The sequence below is a fragment of the Henriciella mobilis genome (assembly GCF_003576315.1).
Classification (GTDB): Bacteria; Pseudomonadota; Alphaproteobacteria; order Caulobacterales; family Hyphomonadaceae; genus Henriciella; species Henriciella mobilis.
Genome location: NZ_QWFZ01000036.1, coordinates 102571 through 117301, shown reverse-complemented (window position 1 = coordinate 117301; position 14731 = coordinate 102571). Strand labels below are relative to the sequence as shown.

Genomic DNA, 14731 nt, shown 5'->3' with positions numbered 1-14731 from the left:
GGCACACTTGCCTTCGATATAAAGCTAGCTTGTCCGGGAATCGCCATGTCGAATGCATCGATCCTGCTGTCAGAATTGAAGCCGCTGCTTGACGCCGCGTCGGAGAAGGGAATCGACCTACGGGGCCTGTCAGACGGGGTGGACGGGCGCATTCCGATTGCTGACTATTTCCGCATCCAGCGCGACATCGCCGTCGCCTCCGACGACCTGACAGCCGTGCTGTCCAAACGCAAGCTGACCTTCAAGACCGGTCACTTCCTGGTCGCCCAGATGCAGCAGGCCACCTCCCTGCTTTCGGCCGTCGAAGTGTTGATCGAACACATCAACATGATGCATGGCGACAATTACAACTCGCTGCGTTTTAGCGACGACCGGGTCTGCCTCGTCATCGACGATGAAAGCTTTCCATACCTGTCCGACGACGATCCGGATTTCGTGCAGCTGATCGGCGATTGCCTGCTGATCAAGATTCACAGCCTTCTCGACAGCCTCACGAATGGCGTTGCCGAAGCCGCGCTCCGGCGTGTCCGGCTGAAACGCAAGCGCGGGGACGCGATGCGTCCCCAGAACCGTTTCTGGTCGGTTCCGATCGACTATGGCAGCCATGCCTATGAGCTTTCGTTCGACTATGACATGGCGTGCCGTCCCATCCAGATTCGTGGCCAGGTAGATCTCAGCGCCGACGGCATATTCTCGCGCGTGATCAGCTATCTGGAAGCCCGTGAAACCAATAGCGCCATGCGCAGCGTCACGACCCGCACCATGGACCTCATCGATGACGGTATCACCCGCCAGGCCGACGTCGCCCGCCGGCTCGACATGAGCGTGGCGACCCTCCGCCGCCGCCTCTCCGAAGAGGGCAGCCACTTCCGCCAGCTGCTCCTGACCGCCCGTTTAAGGCGGGCCGAAGCGATGCTGAGGCGTGGCTGTTCTGTCGCGCGGACAACCGAAGAACTCGAATACTCAGACATCCGCGCCTTCAACCGCGCCTTCAAGCGCTGGAAAGGCCAGACACCGGCCGCTTTCGCGCAGGCTTGCCAATCCTGATCACATCCGCGTGAGCGAAAGTGTTCACTCCGCTTGACGGCTGATGTCGTTGGCAGATGGCCATCATCAAGTGAGTTTCTCCCGCATAGGGCGCAGTTCGCGTCATTCATGAGACGGCGCCTCAGACGCCGATGGGAGGAACTACATGAAAGCTTACACCCTGAATCCGTTTCGTCTTGGCCTGGTATCGGCCATCGCCCTGACGGCTGGCTTTGGCGCCAGCGCGCAGGACGCCACCGCCGAAGACGATGCCGGCGCAGAAACCCAGCGCCGTTTTACAGCCGTGAAGGTCACCGCCCAGCGCCGCGAGGAAAACCTCGTCGATGTTCCGCTGTCGGTTTCGGCCTTTGACGGGGATCTGCTGGCCGATCTCGGCGTGGCCGACCTCACCGAGATCGCCAAGATCACGCCAAACGTCACGCTGGAAGTCTCGCGCGGCACCAATACCACGCTCAGCGCCTTCATTCGCGGCGTCGGCCAGCAGGATCCGGTCGCCGGCTTCGAAGCGGGCGTCGGCATCTATGTCGACGATGTGTACCTCAACCGGCCGCAGGGCGCGGTTCTCGATGTCTATGACGTGGAACGGGTGGAAGTCCTTCGCGGGCCGCAAGGCACGCTATACGGCCGAAACACGATTGGCGGCGCCGTCAAATATGTCACGCGCGGCCTGACCGATGAGCCTACCTATGAAGTCAATCTCAAGGCCGGCAGCTACAATCAGCTGGATGGCGTGATCACCACCTCGCTGCCCGTCACAGACAGTTTCCGCGTGGGCGCCGCTGTCGCGAGCTTCAACCGCGATGGCTTCGGCGAAAACATCATCACCGGCGAGGAGAACTACAACAAGAAGCTGTTCGGAGCCCGCCTCTCGGCAGAAGTTGATGTCAGCGACAGCTTCCAGCTGCGCGCCGCAGCCGACTATTCACTCGACAAGTCAAATGCCCGCCAGGGGCACCGGCTGCTCGACGACCAGTTTCCGCCCTTCACCTACCCCGTTCTCGGCGATGTCTTCGACACGCGCGCCGGGCTGGACGTGATCGAACAGCGCGTGGAAGCCTATGGCGGTTCGCTGGTCGCCGAATTCGACGTGAATGATCAGTGGACAATCAAGAATATCCTCGCCTACCGCGAAGACGAGAGCACCTCGCCGATCGATTTCGACTCGCTTCCCGAAGCCGATTTGGACGTTCCGGCGATTTACGAGAATGATCAGTTCTCGGAAGAACTTCAATTCCTCTATTCCGGCGACCGGCTCGAAGGCCTCATTGGCTTTTACTATCTCGACGCCAATGCATCGACCGTGTTCGACGTGCTGCTAGCCACGACGGGCGACCTGCTGAACCTGCCCGGCCTCAACGCCCAGACATTCGGTGATGTTGGGACCGAAACATGGTCGATCTTCGGCGACTTCACATACGATCTGACGGACAAGGTTTCCCTGTCTCTCGGGGGCCGCTACACTGAAGACACCCGTAAGTCTCAGGTCCTGCGGCGCACCTATATCGGTGGTTTCTCGGAATTCTTCGGTGGCGATCCGATCCTCATCGCGACGACGTCCGACTTTAATGGCGAAGCCGATTTCGACGATTTCAGCCCGCGCATTTCCGTGAGCTATCACCCCACGCCTGACATGAACCTTTATGCGACTTACTCGCAGGGTTTCAAAGGCGGCTCCTTCGACCCGCGCGGTCAGACCTCGGCTGCCCCTGACCTCGACCAGGACGGCACCGTTTCCGAACAGGAAATATTCACCTTCATGCAGTTCGACCCGGAAGAGGTCGACTCATACGAGGTCGGCTACAAGGCCAGCCAGCTTGACGGACGCGTGAACTACAGCCTGGCAGCCTTCTATTCGGACTATAAGGACGTTCAGGTTCCCGGCTCGATCGGTGTGGATACCGATGACGACGGTATCAACGACTCCTTCAGCGGCGTGACGACCAATGCCGGCGCCGCAACCATCTGGGGTGTCGAGTTCGAAGGCACCGCCACGGTTGCCGAAGACATGGCAAGGTCGGGCGACCTGCTGAACCTTGGCTGGTCGGTCGGCTATCTAGACGCCCAGTATGACGAGTTCATCGATGCTTTCGGCAACAACGTCGCCGATCAGCGCGTCATTCAGAACACGCCGGACTGGACCGCCAACGGCCGCATCTCCTACGACACACCATTTGCTGGCGGCAACTTGCTGCTCAACACGCAGCTCTCCTATCGCGGCGACTCCAGTCAGTTCGAAGTGCCCGGACCGCTCGACCAGGAAGCCTTCACGCTGTGGGATGCCAGCATCCGCTGGGAAACCGGTGATGGCCGCTGGGGCTTCAACCTGACTGGCAAGAACCTGACCGACGAGGAATACATCGTGGCGGGCTACGACTTCGTGACCATCGGCTCACCGCTTGGCCTTGAGGGCACGCTGACGGCCTTCTACGGCGATCCGCGTACAGTGACGGCAGGCGTCGATTACAAGTTCTAGGCTGCCTTTCCTCCCAAGGACATGTGCGGCATCGAAAGGTGCCGTGCATGTCCAAACCTGTGACGAATGGGCAGGACAATGAGCGACATCTTCTACAAATCGACTGATGGACTGGATCTGTATGCCAGGTCCTACGGCCCAGAGGACGCGCCGCTGACAGCCTTGTGCATGCATGGGCTGACCCGGAACCACAAGGATTTCGAGCCGATGATCGCGGCGCTGGGCGGGACTTACCGCTTCATCGCAGTCGATGTGCGCGGGCGCGGACAGTCAGATCGCACCATGGACGCAGAGACCTACACGCCCATGGTCTATGCGAGGGACATGCTGACCCTTCTCGACCATCTCAAGCTGTCGCGCGTGGCGCTCATCGGCACGTCCATGGGCGGGCTGATGGCGATGCTGATGGCCAAGTCCGCGCCGGACCGGTTCAGCGGTATCGTCCTCAACGATGTCGGTCCGGTTGTCGAGCGCGCGGGCCTTGAACGGATCGCGGCCTATGCAAGCGATCCCAAGCCGGTCGAAAGCTGGTGCGATGCGATTTCAAAGACAAAAGCGTCGCAGGGCGCCGCCTTCCCTGACTATGGCGATGAAGACTGGTCGGCCTTCGCAAAGCGGACCTGGAAAAAGCAGCCGGATGGCAGGCTCGAGCTCGACTACGATCCGGAGATCACAAATTCGCTCGCGGAGTCGAAGCCCGGCCTGCTGACGCGTGTCGTCATGTGGCGGGTCTTCTCATCCCTGAAGAAGATACCGCTACTCGTCGTGCGCGGCGGCGAGTCCGACATCCTTTCCCAAAAGATCGCCGCGCGCATGATAAGGCGCCACAAGGATGCGGAGCTGGCCGTCGTTCCTGGGCGGGGACACGCTCCGATGCTGGACGAACCGGCAGCCGTCAGCGCCATCAGCGCCTTCCTCAAACGGATAGAGACCCAGTCATGAATACAACATCGACGAAGGATCAGGGCGTCTTGGCCGGCCGGACCTGGGTGCTGATCGTCCTGACACTGGTGTACACCTTCAACCATGTTGACCGGCAAATCCTGATCACGGTGATCGAACCGATCAAGGCCGAGTTCGGGCTGTCTGACGAGCAGATCGGCTTGCTGACAGGTCTCGCCTTCGCAGCGCTCTACGCAACGCTCGGCATTCCGGTCGCAATGTGGGCCGACCGCGGCAACCGGCGCAACATCATCACGCTGGCCCTGACGATCTGGTCGGGTATGACGGCGCTGACAGGGCTGGCAAACAATTTCTGGCACCTCTTCCTCGCGCGGATGGGTGTCGGCATCGGCGAGTCCGGTGGCACGCCGCCAGCCACCAGCATGATCGCCGATCTCTATCCGCCGCAGCAGCGCGCCTTTGCCCTTGGCGTTTACACGACCGGCATCGGCTTCGGGATCATGGTCGGCTACATTCTCGGCGCCTTCGTCTACGCCCAGTTCGGCTGGCGCGCCGCCTTCTTCGCGGCTGGCATACCCGGCCTGTTGCTGGCGCTTCTCGTCCGGTTCACGGTCACCGAGCCGGTGCGCGGGTCTTCCGATGCCTACCAGTCGACCGAAGACGCGCCGGGTTTCCTCGAGACGCTGAAATTCATGCTGTCCCAGCAATCCTATATGCTGATCCTGGCCGGCTGCCTGATGATCTGTATTTCTGCCAACGCCTTCGTGGCGTTCACGTCGAGCTATCTGCAGCGAACGTTCGACGTCACCGTCTCGCAGGTCTCGCTGCCGCTTGGCCTGCTGATTGGCGGCGTGGGCGGCGCGGGCGCCATGATCCTCGGCGCGGTCTGCGACCGGCTCTCGGCGAAGGACCTGCGCTGGCGGCCGTGGATGATCGCGGTGTGCAGCGCCGCTGCCCTGCCCTTTGCCTGGATGATGCTCAGCGCGCACAGCGTCGAAATGGCCTATGTCTGGAATATCATCCCGAGCTTTGTCGGCCTGATCTACGCCTCGATCGCTTACACAGCGACGCAGGAACTCGTGAAAGTCCGCATGCGCTCGGTGGCGGCGGCCTTCACCCTGTTCAGCTTGACCCTGATCGGGATTGGCGGCGGGCCATGGATTGCCGGGCGGATCAGCGACATGTTCCTTGATGCCGGAAACGCAGCCCCGCTGGCCTCGGCGCTGAAGGTAATTCTTGCCTTCAACGCCGCGAGCATAGTTTGCCTCCTGCTCGCCGGCCGCACTTATCGCAAGGATGTCGAGCGGGCCGCCGGAACGCCTTCCCCGCGGCCGGAGCATGTCGCGGTGCACGAAACCGAGGCAGTTGGCTGAGCTGAGACCGGGCTCTCCAATACAGGCCGCGCGGTAGCCCCGCCGCACTTCACCGCGCCGCGGACAATCCCGGAGTCTATTGTGCTGGTATGAGGATCGCCACACGTCGAACGGACAGGAAATGCGGGGCGTTATGCGCCGGAAACAGTCAGATCGTGTCAGAAATACGACACCTGTAATTCGAATGGCCACAAAAAGTACAAATTTATGTTGACGCGCAGTTTTGGACGCTGAACGGTGCGTGACAGGCGTCAATCAGGGTTAATTCAACTCAATAAAACTCGGGCAGCCGTCCGGATTCCGTATCCGACGGCGATAGTTAGAGGGGTAAAACATGTTCACCAAGAAGTTTGGAGTGCGTCTGATGCACTCGTCCGCACTGTGCCTGGCCTTGGTGGCCGGATATGCAAGTGCGCAGGAAGCTGACGAGAGCGTCGTCGTGGTTCCCGCAGACGAAGAACCAGCGGCAGACGAAGCGCGCCAGGATAAAGTTGTCGTCACCGGTTCCCGCATTGCGCGCGACGAATTCTCCAGCGCTGCACCGATCGACGTCCTCACAGCCGACGAAGCAAAGATTGAAGGCATCGCCGACGTCGCCCAACTGCTTCAGTCTTCGACCGCTGCATCCGGCTCGGCCCAGATCAACGGTGCCGTTTCGAGTGCATTCGTCAGCAATGGCGGTACCGGCGCAGAAACCCTGTCTTTGCGCGGTCTTGGCGCCAACCGGACGCTCTTCCTGCTCGATGGCCGCCGCGCCGGTCCTTCGGGGACGCGCGGCTCGGTTTCCGCCTTCGACCTCAACTCCATTCCTCTGGCCGCTGTTGAGCGTGTTGAAATCCTCAAGGACGGCGCATCGGCCGTTTACGGGTCTGACGCCATCGCTGGCGTCGTGAACATCATCACGCGCAAGGATGATGGTGGTGTCATCGATGGCTACATCTCCGCCCCCGAAAAAGGCGGCGGCGAAGAGTTTCGTTTGAGCGGAAGCTACGGCAAGTCGTTCGAACGAGGTTCTGTCCGAGCCACCGTGGACTATTACGAGCGCCGCGAACTGTCGCGTGGTGACCGCGATTATCTGGATTGCGGCGAAGCGTATGCCTTCAACGAGACCGGCGGCGGTCGGGCCGACGTCATCGATCCGCGCACCGGCGAGTTCCAGTGCCGCGACCTTCTCTGGGGTCAAGTCTGGATCTACGATTATGCAGGCGACACCAATGTGCCGACGACTTTCCCCTTCCTGGCCCAGTATGATTACGACGGGTTTCTGGCGGCAAACGGCCTTCCAGGGTATCCCAACACGGGCGATCCGGAGCAACTTTCGGTTCCGCAGGGCTTTTTCCCAATCTACTATGACCAGAATGACATCGACGGCTTGCCTGCCTGGAATGGCATAACTGTTGGTGACGAAGCGCGCGGCCTGGTCGACTATGATCACCCGTTCCAAAATGCCGAGACGCTGCAGCCGAAAGTCGAACGGTTCACATTCCTGTTGTCCGGTGACTTCGAGCTGACACCCAATATCACTGCTTATGGTGAGGCGCTGTACAACCGGCGTGAAACCTTCAACGACAGCTACTCGCAATTCTGGTCCTATCACTATGGTGAGGACAGCCTCGGCCTTTTCGGTGGTACGGGCATGAACCCGGAACCATCAGCACAGGGCTGGACCGGCCTGCAGTGGTTCTCACCAACAGCAATCTCCGATCGTAACGACGAAGAAGTGGTCGTCGAATACCAGCGCTATGTCGCTGGCCTGCGCGGTGATTTCACAGGTTTTCTCGATGGCTTCAGCTGGGATCTGGCCTACCAGTATTCAGACTCTCAGGGCGATTACACCGAGGACTTCATCTACGGCGACTCGATCTACGACTATAACTTCCAGACCTCGCTTTGTAGCGACTACAATGGCGGCGTAACCTCCATCACAAACCGTCCTTGTGTGGATGTCCCGTGGTTCGATCCGGAACTGCTTCGCGGTAATTACAGCCAGGAGGTCGAAGACTTCCTGTTCACCAAGGAAACCGGCAATACCGAGTACATCCAGTCCTCGATCGAGGGCTACATAACCGGTCCCATCTTTGAGCTCCCCGCTGGCACGGTCAACGCGGCTATCGGCTTCCTCTATCAGGAAGACGAGATCACAGATACGCCATCCGATATCGTCCTTGCTGGCAACGCTTGGGGCTCCTCATCGGCCGGCATCACCACCGGCTCTCAGGAACAGACGGCCTATTACGGTGAAATCGAAGTGCCGCTGCTAGCCGATCTTCCGTTCGTGGAAAGCCTTCTTTTCACGGCTTCGGGCCGGATTACCGATATCAGTACGGTTGATGAAACCGGCGACAATTACAGGCTCGCCCTGAACTGGACGGTCACTCCAGAGATACGACTCAGGGCAACTCAAGGCACGTCATTCCGGGCACCTGGTCTCTTCGAACTGTACCTGGCTGATGAAACAAGTTTCGTCCGCCAAGGCGTGATCGACCCATGTATCAACTGGGGCGACCCTGATACTGCAGCGATTATCCAGACCAACTGTGCGGCAGCCGGCATTCCCGACGACTATGTCGGCGGGGCGATCACGGCCGACCTGTTCCGCGGGGGCGGTCTCGGTCTTCTGGAGCCGGAAACCTCCGACAACTTCAGCGCTGGTTTCGTCTACACGCCACAATGGGCCGATCTGTCGCTCGCCGTCGATTACTTCGATATCGAGATCAACGACGAGATCACGACTCTCACAGCCCAGGCCATCGTGTTCGGCTGCTATGAGTCGCAGAGCTTCCCGAATGATCCGCTGTGTAGCCGATTTGACCGAAACGCTCCGGATGCAACGGATGCCAACCGCATCACGGACGTCCGGGCGCAGTTCATCAATGTGAACTCACAGAAGAATGAAGGCATCGACTTCACGGCTCGTTATGGCCACGACACAAGATGGGGCCGCCTGACCGTCGAGGGACAAGTGACCCACCAGCTGGAATCCTTCACCAAGCTGCTTGCTGAAGACGACATTGAAGACCTCAATGGCGAGTATGGGGAGCCCCAAACCACGGGTTACCTGAACTTCAATCTCGACACTGAAACACCGTGGAGCTTCTTCTGGGGCGTGGATTACATCGGTGAGACTGACCAGACAGAGCGCAGCCAGCGGGAAGTCGGCACAACGCTGTACGGAACCCCGGTCCGCTATAAGTACTACACGGAAGAGACGATCTACCACACCTTCTCGACTCAATATGAGGCCGATACGTGGACCTTCCGCGTTGGTGTCGCGAACGTCTTCGACGAGCATCCGCCGGCTGTCTCCGACGCCGATGCGGGCAACTCGCTCATCGTGTCGCAGTACGACTATCTCGGCCGCCGGGCCTTCGTTAACATCACGAAGCGCTTCTAGGTCGCCAATAGTACCAATCAGGGGCGGCGGGCATATGTCCGCCGCCTTTCTTTTTGACGGGGCGCATCGCGGCTAATCTGCCGTGTTGACACCCGCAGGCAGGATGGGTGTCCTGCGGGAGATCACAGGGAGCCGGGGCGAATGCCGCACATCAAGGTCAAGCCAGACAATCTGAATGAGCGTAATCGTGAGTTCACTCAGACGCCGTTGAAAACGCCGGTCTTCCTCAACTCAGTCCCGAAGAGCGGCACGCATTTGATGCGCAACATCATGCGCATGTTCGTGCCAGTCGAACAGCAATATCACGACACCTTCATCCAGATTCCCGTGCTGCGTCAGCATCTTGAGGCCTTCTATCCGCACGCACCACGCTTGAGCTGGGGACATCTTCTGTTCTCTGACGATGCGGCCATCGTGTTGCGCAAGGTCAACCATGTCCTGCTGGTGCGAGATCCGTATGACTGGGTCCTGGCGCGGGCGCGCTTCTTCCTGTCGGACAATTTCGAGGCCAATCTGGAGCACCTGAAGGGCGGCAATGCTGATACGCTCGATGTCCTGAACATGATGATTTTCGGCATTCACAACAAGGTGCCCTCGATGCGCGAGATCTACACGCACAATGCCGCAAGCTGGCTTGGCTCCAGCGCCCATCTGGTGCGCTACGAAGACCTCGTCACCCATGTGAAAGCGCTCGACACCCCCGAAGCGGAAGCCTTCTTTTCCAAGCTGTTTGCCAAGTGCGGTATGGCCATGCCCGCCGACTGGCGCGAGCGCGTACGGATCGGCTCGGACCGCAAGATGAGCAGTACGGCCCGCGAAAACCTGACAACTCGCGATGAGGTGCCGGACCAGTTGCCGGAGACACAGAAACAGCTCGTCGATTACTACGTGCCCGGACTACGCGCCCTTCTGGGCTACGCATGAGCATCATTAATTATAGGCAGGTAACCGCAGAATGAGACGTGTGCTGATTGTAGGCGGAGGGTCGGCCGGCTGGATGACAGCAGCCTACCTCAATGGCGCCCTTAACGATCGCGGCAATGCGCCCACCGTAAAAATCAGCCTGATCGAATCCCCAGACATCCCGCGCATTTCTGTTGGCGAGGCGACCGTCCCCTCGATCCAGCATGTCCTGTCCGTCGCCGGCCTCGATGAGACGGAATTCATGAAGGCGGCGGATGCGACCTTCAAGCAGTCGATCCGCTATCAGAACTGGCTCCACAATGACCAGAGCTTCTACCATCACCCCTTCAGCCGCTACCGGATTCAGCCAATCGACAGGACCGGACGGGCCTGGCTGAATTCCGACCGTTCGGTTCCCTTCATGGAGACGGTTTCGGCCCAGCCTGTCATCTGTGACATGGCGCGCGCCCCGAAGATGCTTGGGCGCTGGGATATGGGCGCCCCGCTGGCTTACGCCTACCATATGAACGCCCAGAAATTCGCCGACTATCTAAGAGATTTCTCTACCGCGCGCGGCGTCTCCCACTACCTCGAGAACGTGACCGACGTTGAAATGCGCGAGAACGGACTGATCAAATCGGTCAGGACCGATCGCGGCAATGTGCACGAGGCGGACATTTTCGTCGATTGCACGGGCTTTCGCGCGCGGCTCATCGGAGAGACCCTTGGCGTCGGCTATGAGGACTATTCCCAGTGGCTGATGTGTGACCAGGCCGTGGTTGGCCGCATACCCTATGACGAGTTCTATCCGGGCCTCATCCGCCCTTACACAACGGCCACGGCGCTTTCGTCGGGCTGGGCGTGGGATATCCCGATGCAGGATCAGCGCTCCGTCGGCTATGTTCATTCCAGTCACTTCATTTCGGCAGAAGAGGCAGAACGCGAATGGCGGGCCTATGAAGGGCCTCACGCGAAGGACATCGAAACGCGGCTGATCAAGTTCCATGTCGGCCAGAGGCAGAAGGCCTGGCAGGGCAACTGCCTCGCAATCGGGCTGGCGGGCGGGTTCATCGAACCGCTGGAATCGACCGGCCTCTACCTGTCGGACCTCGGTGCCGTGATGCTGGCAGAGCATTTTCCTTATACTGATGATATGCTGGAGGCGATGGCCTTCCGGGTGAACCGGGTGATCTCCAACCGGTATTTCGAGATCCTCGATTTCATCAACATGCACTACTGCCTGTCGCGCCGGACCGACACGGCTTTCTGGCAGGAGGTGCAGAAACCAGAGCGGATCACCGACCGGCTGAAAGCCAAGTTCGAATACTGGAAACTCAAGCCGCCGAGCGCTTCGGACTTCCAGGACCAGTCCTTCCCGGGCGGAGCTGGGCAGATTGACCGGGTCGTTCCGGGCTGCGACCCGCGATCGCCCGTCGATACGGCCGGTCTCTGGAACCATGAGAGCTATGAGGCGATCATGTACGGCATGCATTTCTGTGGCGAGCCCCTGGCACCCCCGTCGCCGGACGCCCCCAAGACGCGGGTCATGCCTGCGATCATCGAGCGTCTTCGCGCCGCCCAGGTAAAACTCCCGCCGCATGACATGTGGTTGCAACGCGCGCTCGGCGCGCCGAGCTTCACCAGTGCTGGCTACGAACCTCCGGGCTGGGCGCCAGGACGGGCGCGGCCGTACTGATCAGCCAAGCCCTGCTGCGAAATCATCTATTCGCGCCTGCATTGAGGTGAGCTGCGGCAGTAGCGGCGCGATCTCCGCTTCGAAGCGTCGCCACTTGTCCGGACTTGGCTGCGACACCGTCGAACGCGACAGCGGCATTGGCCCAATATTCAGGCCAGCTGGCGCACCATCGATCCCCAACGCTTTGCAGACACCAAGGAGCGTCTTGCCCGGATCGGCCATGAAGTCCGCATAACTCAGCACGGTCAGCCGTTCGGCCGGCAGGCCTGACAGGCCGGACAGGATCGCCTCATTGCAGGCCAGCCACTGGAAGGCCGCAATTTCCGCAAGCGATCGGCCACGCATCTTTTCCCAGCCTGGCGGCAAGACAAAGCACCAGCCCGGCAGCGGCCAGTCCGGCAGGTCCCGAAAGGTTATGAACCGCCCCTTGTTGAGACCGACTGCCCAGGCCTCAATCAGGCTGGCAACATTCTGGCGCGGATCGCGATGCAGGAAAACGAAGCGGGCCCTTGGAAATACTTTCAGCAGGAAGGGAATGTTGAGTGCGTTTCGCGGCGTCTTTTCGACAAGCGTCACACGCCCTGGACGGGCCTGCGGCGGATACTCAAGGTATCGGCGGCCCCGTTCGTCTCGCATCAGCAGGACAAATAGGCGACGGAACATGTCAGCGGTCTGAGGATCGGCGTGGCGCTCGTCCAGGGCCATCGAACTCAACGCCGCATCGCTGGCTCTTAAATGCGGAAACTCCCGGAAGACCGCATGGCTCTCACCACCGATACTCCAGAAGGGCGGGATACGGCAAATCTGTTCGAACATCAGTGTACTGCCGGCACGTGGCGCGGACAGGATGATGACGGGGTCTGGCATCAGCGCATCGATCGCCGCATCTCCCAGGCCCGCCGTCTCCTGGGTGGCGATCGGTTTGAGGTCGGGCGCCCGCTGCATGCTCTAGACCGGAAGCGGCACGTCGGCTTCTTCCGGATGGCAATCGCAAGGGATCCGCAACACGACGGAGTCCGCGCAGGCCTTGGGCGTGCAGGGCTCGCCCGGATGCACCTTGTCCGCGCAGCAGCACGGCTCCCATGGGAAGACCCAGTCGAGGATCAGGTGCACGCGGTCCTCATCGCCGTGATTGGCAACATAGTGCATCCGCCGATTATTGATCTCCCAGATCTCGCCCTCCTTCATGTTCATCCGTTCCTTGCCAACATAGAACCAGCAATCGGGATTGGTCACGATCGGCAAGTGCACCCGATGGGAATGGGTCAGAGAGAAGTTCTTGTCCTGGTGGATGGAGATCTTGCCACCCGCCACGAGCTTGGCGAGGCTGATCCGGATGAAATAGCCGCGAACCGGCTTCTGGAACTTCGCGAAGGTTTCCGGGTGGGTTTCGTAAAATTCTGCGATCTGCGCGAGCAGCGACTGGATGGCCGGTCCGAACAGGTCGAGCGCTGGTCGACGCGTCGGATGCGTATGCCGGAAGTCTTCATCATAGGCGAGCCCGATAAACTGCGTATCCTTGTGCACCTCATAGCGCTTCTGGCGCGTATCGTCGGCCAGCCAGTGCTCCTGCGTCAGCCCGAGCACGAGCCGTTTCAACTCGCTGGTATCGAAGCTGCCGACGCGCTTGAAATTACCCTGGAAGTTCATGTCACCCATCCCGGAACATTCGACGTTCAGAGTAGGCAGCCCGCCCTTCCAAGGCAACCGGCACCATGCGGCGTACGGGATCGCAGGTTTCAGAAAAAGGGTTGGGTGGCAAGCCTGAGCCGCCACCCAACTACGAAGTCAGTCTTAGAAGGACGTTGGTAGCGCTACCACCAAGTTGACTGAAACTCAACGACTATTCAGGCGGGCGTGCCACACTGTCGCGCCCGATGACCTCGTAGTCGAACCGGACCGTCTCGGCCTCCCTGTCTTCCGGACGTCCGCGAACGGCACTGGCCGCGAGCTTCACGGCCAGCGCTGCCATGTCTGCAACGGGCTGGCGGACCGTGGTCAGGTTCGGCCAGACCGTCGATGCGATCGGCGAGTCGTCGAATCCGGCGACAGACAGGTCCCGCGGCACCGACAGACCATGGCGGGCAGCTGAAGCCAGTACACCCGCCGCCATATCGTCATTGGCTGCGAAGATGGCGGTTGGCGGCTCATCGAGGCCGAGCAGCTCATCGGCGGCGTCAAGGCCGGACCGATAGGTGAAATAGCCCTGCTTCACGAGCGTTTCGTCGAGGCTGAGCCCAGCTTCCCGCAAGGCGGCCTTGTAACCGTCAAACCGTCCCGCCGCCGCTGTGTGGTCGGGGTGGCCCTTGATGAAAGCTATACGCCGGTGCCCTCGCGAGATCAGCGTCGCTGTCAGGTCATGCGCCGCCGCATATTCATCGATATTGATCTCGGTTGCGAGGCCCGGTTTGATGGCACTCGAAAGGAAGACGGCCGGAAAGCGGTGCTCCTCGACCAGCCGCCAGATGCCAGGATTGTCGCTGATCGGTGCAGGCACAATCATCGCGTCCCAGTCACGGTTCATCTGCGCAGCGAGGTCGTCCAAATTCAGAGCGTCGGCCTGCGTGCGCTCCACGACGACATGCGCCCCAATTTCGCGAGCCGATTCCAGGACCCCCATCAACAGTTCACCGAGATACGCCGATGAAGGGTTCCCATAAAGCAGGCAGATGCGAAGTGACCTGGCACCGGCCAGGTTACGGGCGGAGATATTGGGCGAATAATTGAGACGCTCAATCGAGGCGCGTACGCGTTCGCGCGTTTGCTTCCTGACGTTCGTTTCGCCATTGATGACCCGCGAAACGGTCATCGGCGAAACGCCCGCATCCTTTGCCACGTCGGACAAGGTGACAGATCGTGATTTTCTCGATGGAGGCATTCACCCGTCCAGACCTGCTGATTCCTGCGCGGCGCAGCATGCTGCGCGCTCCCCAGCCCGTCAA

Annotated in this window: 10 protein-coding genes; 7 read left to right on the top strand and 3 right to left on the bottom strand. The window is 60.3% G+C overall.

The features are described from left to right. Positions 1-45 precede the first annotated feature (45 nt). The 7 genes from D1227_RS17110 to D1227_RS17080 all read left to right on the top strand — a co-directional run bounded on the left by D1227_RS17110 (position 46) and on the right by D1227_RS17080 (position 11789). Positions 46-1047, top strand: coding sequence for a helix-turn-helix domain-containing protein (locus D1227_RS17110; protein WP_119375144.1), 1002 nt, complete (start codon positions 46-48; stop codon positions 1045-1047). Between the two features lie 145 nt (positions 1048-1192). Continuing rightward, the gene (locus D1227_RS17105; protein WP_119405557.1) at positions 1193-3520 is read left to right on the top strand and encodes a TonB-dependent receptor; all 2328 of its coding nucleotides are present in this window, start codon (positions 1193-1195) and stop codon (positions 3518-3520) included. A gap of 78 nt (positions 3521-3598) precedes the next feature. Continuing rightward, positions 3599-4462, top strand: a complete 864-nt coding sequence (locus tag D1227_RS17100) for an alpha/beta fold hydrolase (RefSeq protein ID WP_119405556.1) — start codon at positions 3599-3601, stop codon at positions 4460-4462. Continuing rightward, positions 4459-5796 (top strand): spinster family MFS transporter, encoded by a 1338-nt coding sequence (locus tag D1227_RS17095; protein WP_119405555.1) that lies wholly within the window; start codon positions 4459-4461, stop codon positions 5794-5796. Before D1227_RS17100 ends, D1227_RS17095 begins: the two co-directional genes overlap by 4 nt. Positions 5797-6130: 334 nt before the next feature. After that, positions 6131-9190 carry a TonB-dependent receptor plug domain-containing protein gene (locus D1227_RS17090; protein ID WP_119405554.1) on the top strand — a complete coding sequence of 1020 codons (3060 nt, stop codon included), beginning with the start codon at positions 6131-6133 and terminating at the stop codon, positions 9188-9190. Between the two features lie 141 nt (positions 9191-9331). Beyond that, a complete protein-coding gene (locus tag D1227_RS17085; RefSeq protein WP_119405553.1) occupies positions 9332-10114 on the top strand; it encodes a hypothetical protein in 783 nt (260 codons plus the stop codon). Between the two features lie 31 nt (positions 10115-10145). After that, positions 10146-11789 carry a tryptophan halogenase family protein gene (locus D1227_RS17080; RefSeq protein ID WP_119405552.1) on the top strand — a complete coding sequence of 548 codons (1644 nt, stop codon included), beginning with the start codon at positions 10146-10148 and terminating at the stop codon, positions 11787-11789. Here the strand turns inward: D1227_RS17080 and D1227_RS17075 are convergent, their stop codons facing one another. From D1227_RS17075 to D1227_RS17065, 3 genes are all read right to left on the bottom strand, one after another. After that, a complete protein-coding gene (locus D1227_RS17075; protein ID WP_119405551.1) occupies positions 11790-12734 on the bottom strand; it encodes a sulfotransferase family protein in 945 nt (314 codons plus the stop codon). It abuts the gene before it with no gap. 3 nt (positions 12735-12737) lie between these two features. Beyond that, entirely contained in the window at positions 12738-13439 is a 702-nt protein-coding gene (locus tag D1227_RS17070; protein WP_158586709.1) for an aspartyl/asparaginyl beta-hydroxylase domain-containing protein, read from the bottom strand. A 193-nt stretch (positions 13440-13632) separates the two neighbouring features. Then, positions 13633-14625, bottom strand: a complete 993-nt coding sequence (locus tag D1227_RS17065) for a LacI family DNA-binding transcriptional regulator (RefSeq protein ID WP_233352898.1) — start codon at positions 14623-14625, stop codon at positions 13633-13635. Between the last annotated feature and the right edge of the window lie 106 nt (positions 14626-14731).

Excerpts from the sequence above, each read along its gene's own strand:
- D1227_RS17105 (WP_119405557.1), top strand. The coding sequence starts at position 1,193 with ATGAAAGCTTACACCCTGAATCCGTTTCGTCTTGGCCTGGTATCGGCC.
- D1227_RS17090 (WP_119405554.1), top strand. The coding sequence starts at position 6,131 with ATGTTCACCAAGAAGTTTGGAGTGCGTCTGATGCACTCGTCCGCACTG.
- D1227_RS17110 (WP_119375144.1), top strand. The coding sequence starts at position 46 with ATGTCGAATGCATCGATCCTGCTGTCAGAATTGAAGCCGCTGCTTGAC.
- D1227_RS17075 (WP_119405551.1), bottom strand. The coding sequence starts at position 12,734 with ATGCAGCGGGCGCCCGACCTCAAACCGATCGCCACCCAGGAGACGGCG.
- D1227_RS17100 (WP_119405556.1), top strand. The coding sequence starts at position 3,599 with ATGAGCGACATCTTCTACAAATCGACTGATGGACTGGATCTGTATGCC.
- D1227_RS17070 (WP_158586709.1), bottom strand. The coding sequence starts at position 13,439 with ATGAACTTCCAGGGTAATTTCAAGCGCGTCGGCAGCTTCGATACCAGC.
- D1227_RS17095 (WP_119405555.1), top strand. The coding sequence starts at position 4,459 with ATGAATACAACATCGACGAAGGATCAGGGCGTCTTGGCCGGCCGGACC.
- D1227_RS17080 (WP_119405552.1), top strand. The coding sequence starts at position 10,146 with ATGAGACGTGTGCTGATTGTAGGCGGAGGGTCGGCCGGCTGGATGACA.
- D1227_RS17085 (WP_119405553.1), top strand. The coding sequence starts at position 9,332 with ATGCCGCACATCAAGGTCAAGCCAGACAATCTGAATGAGCGTAATCGT.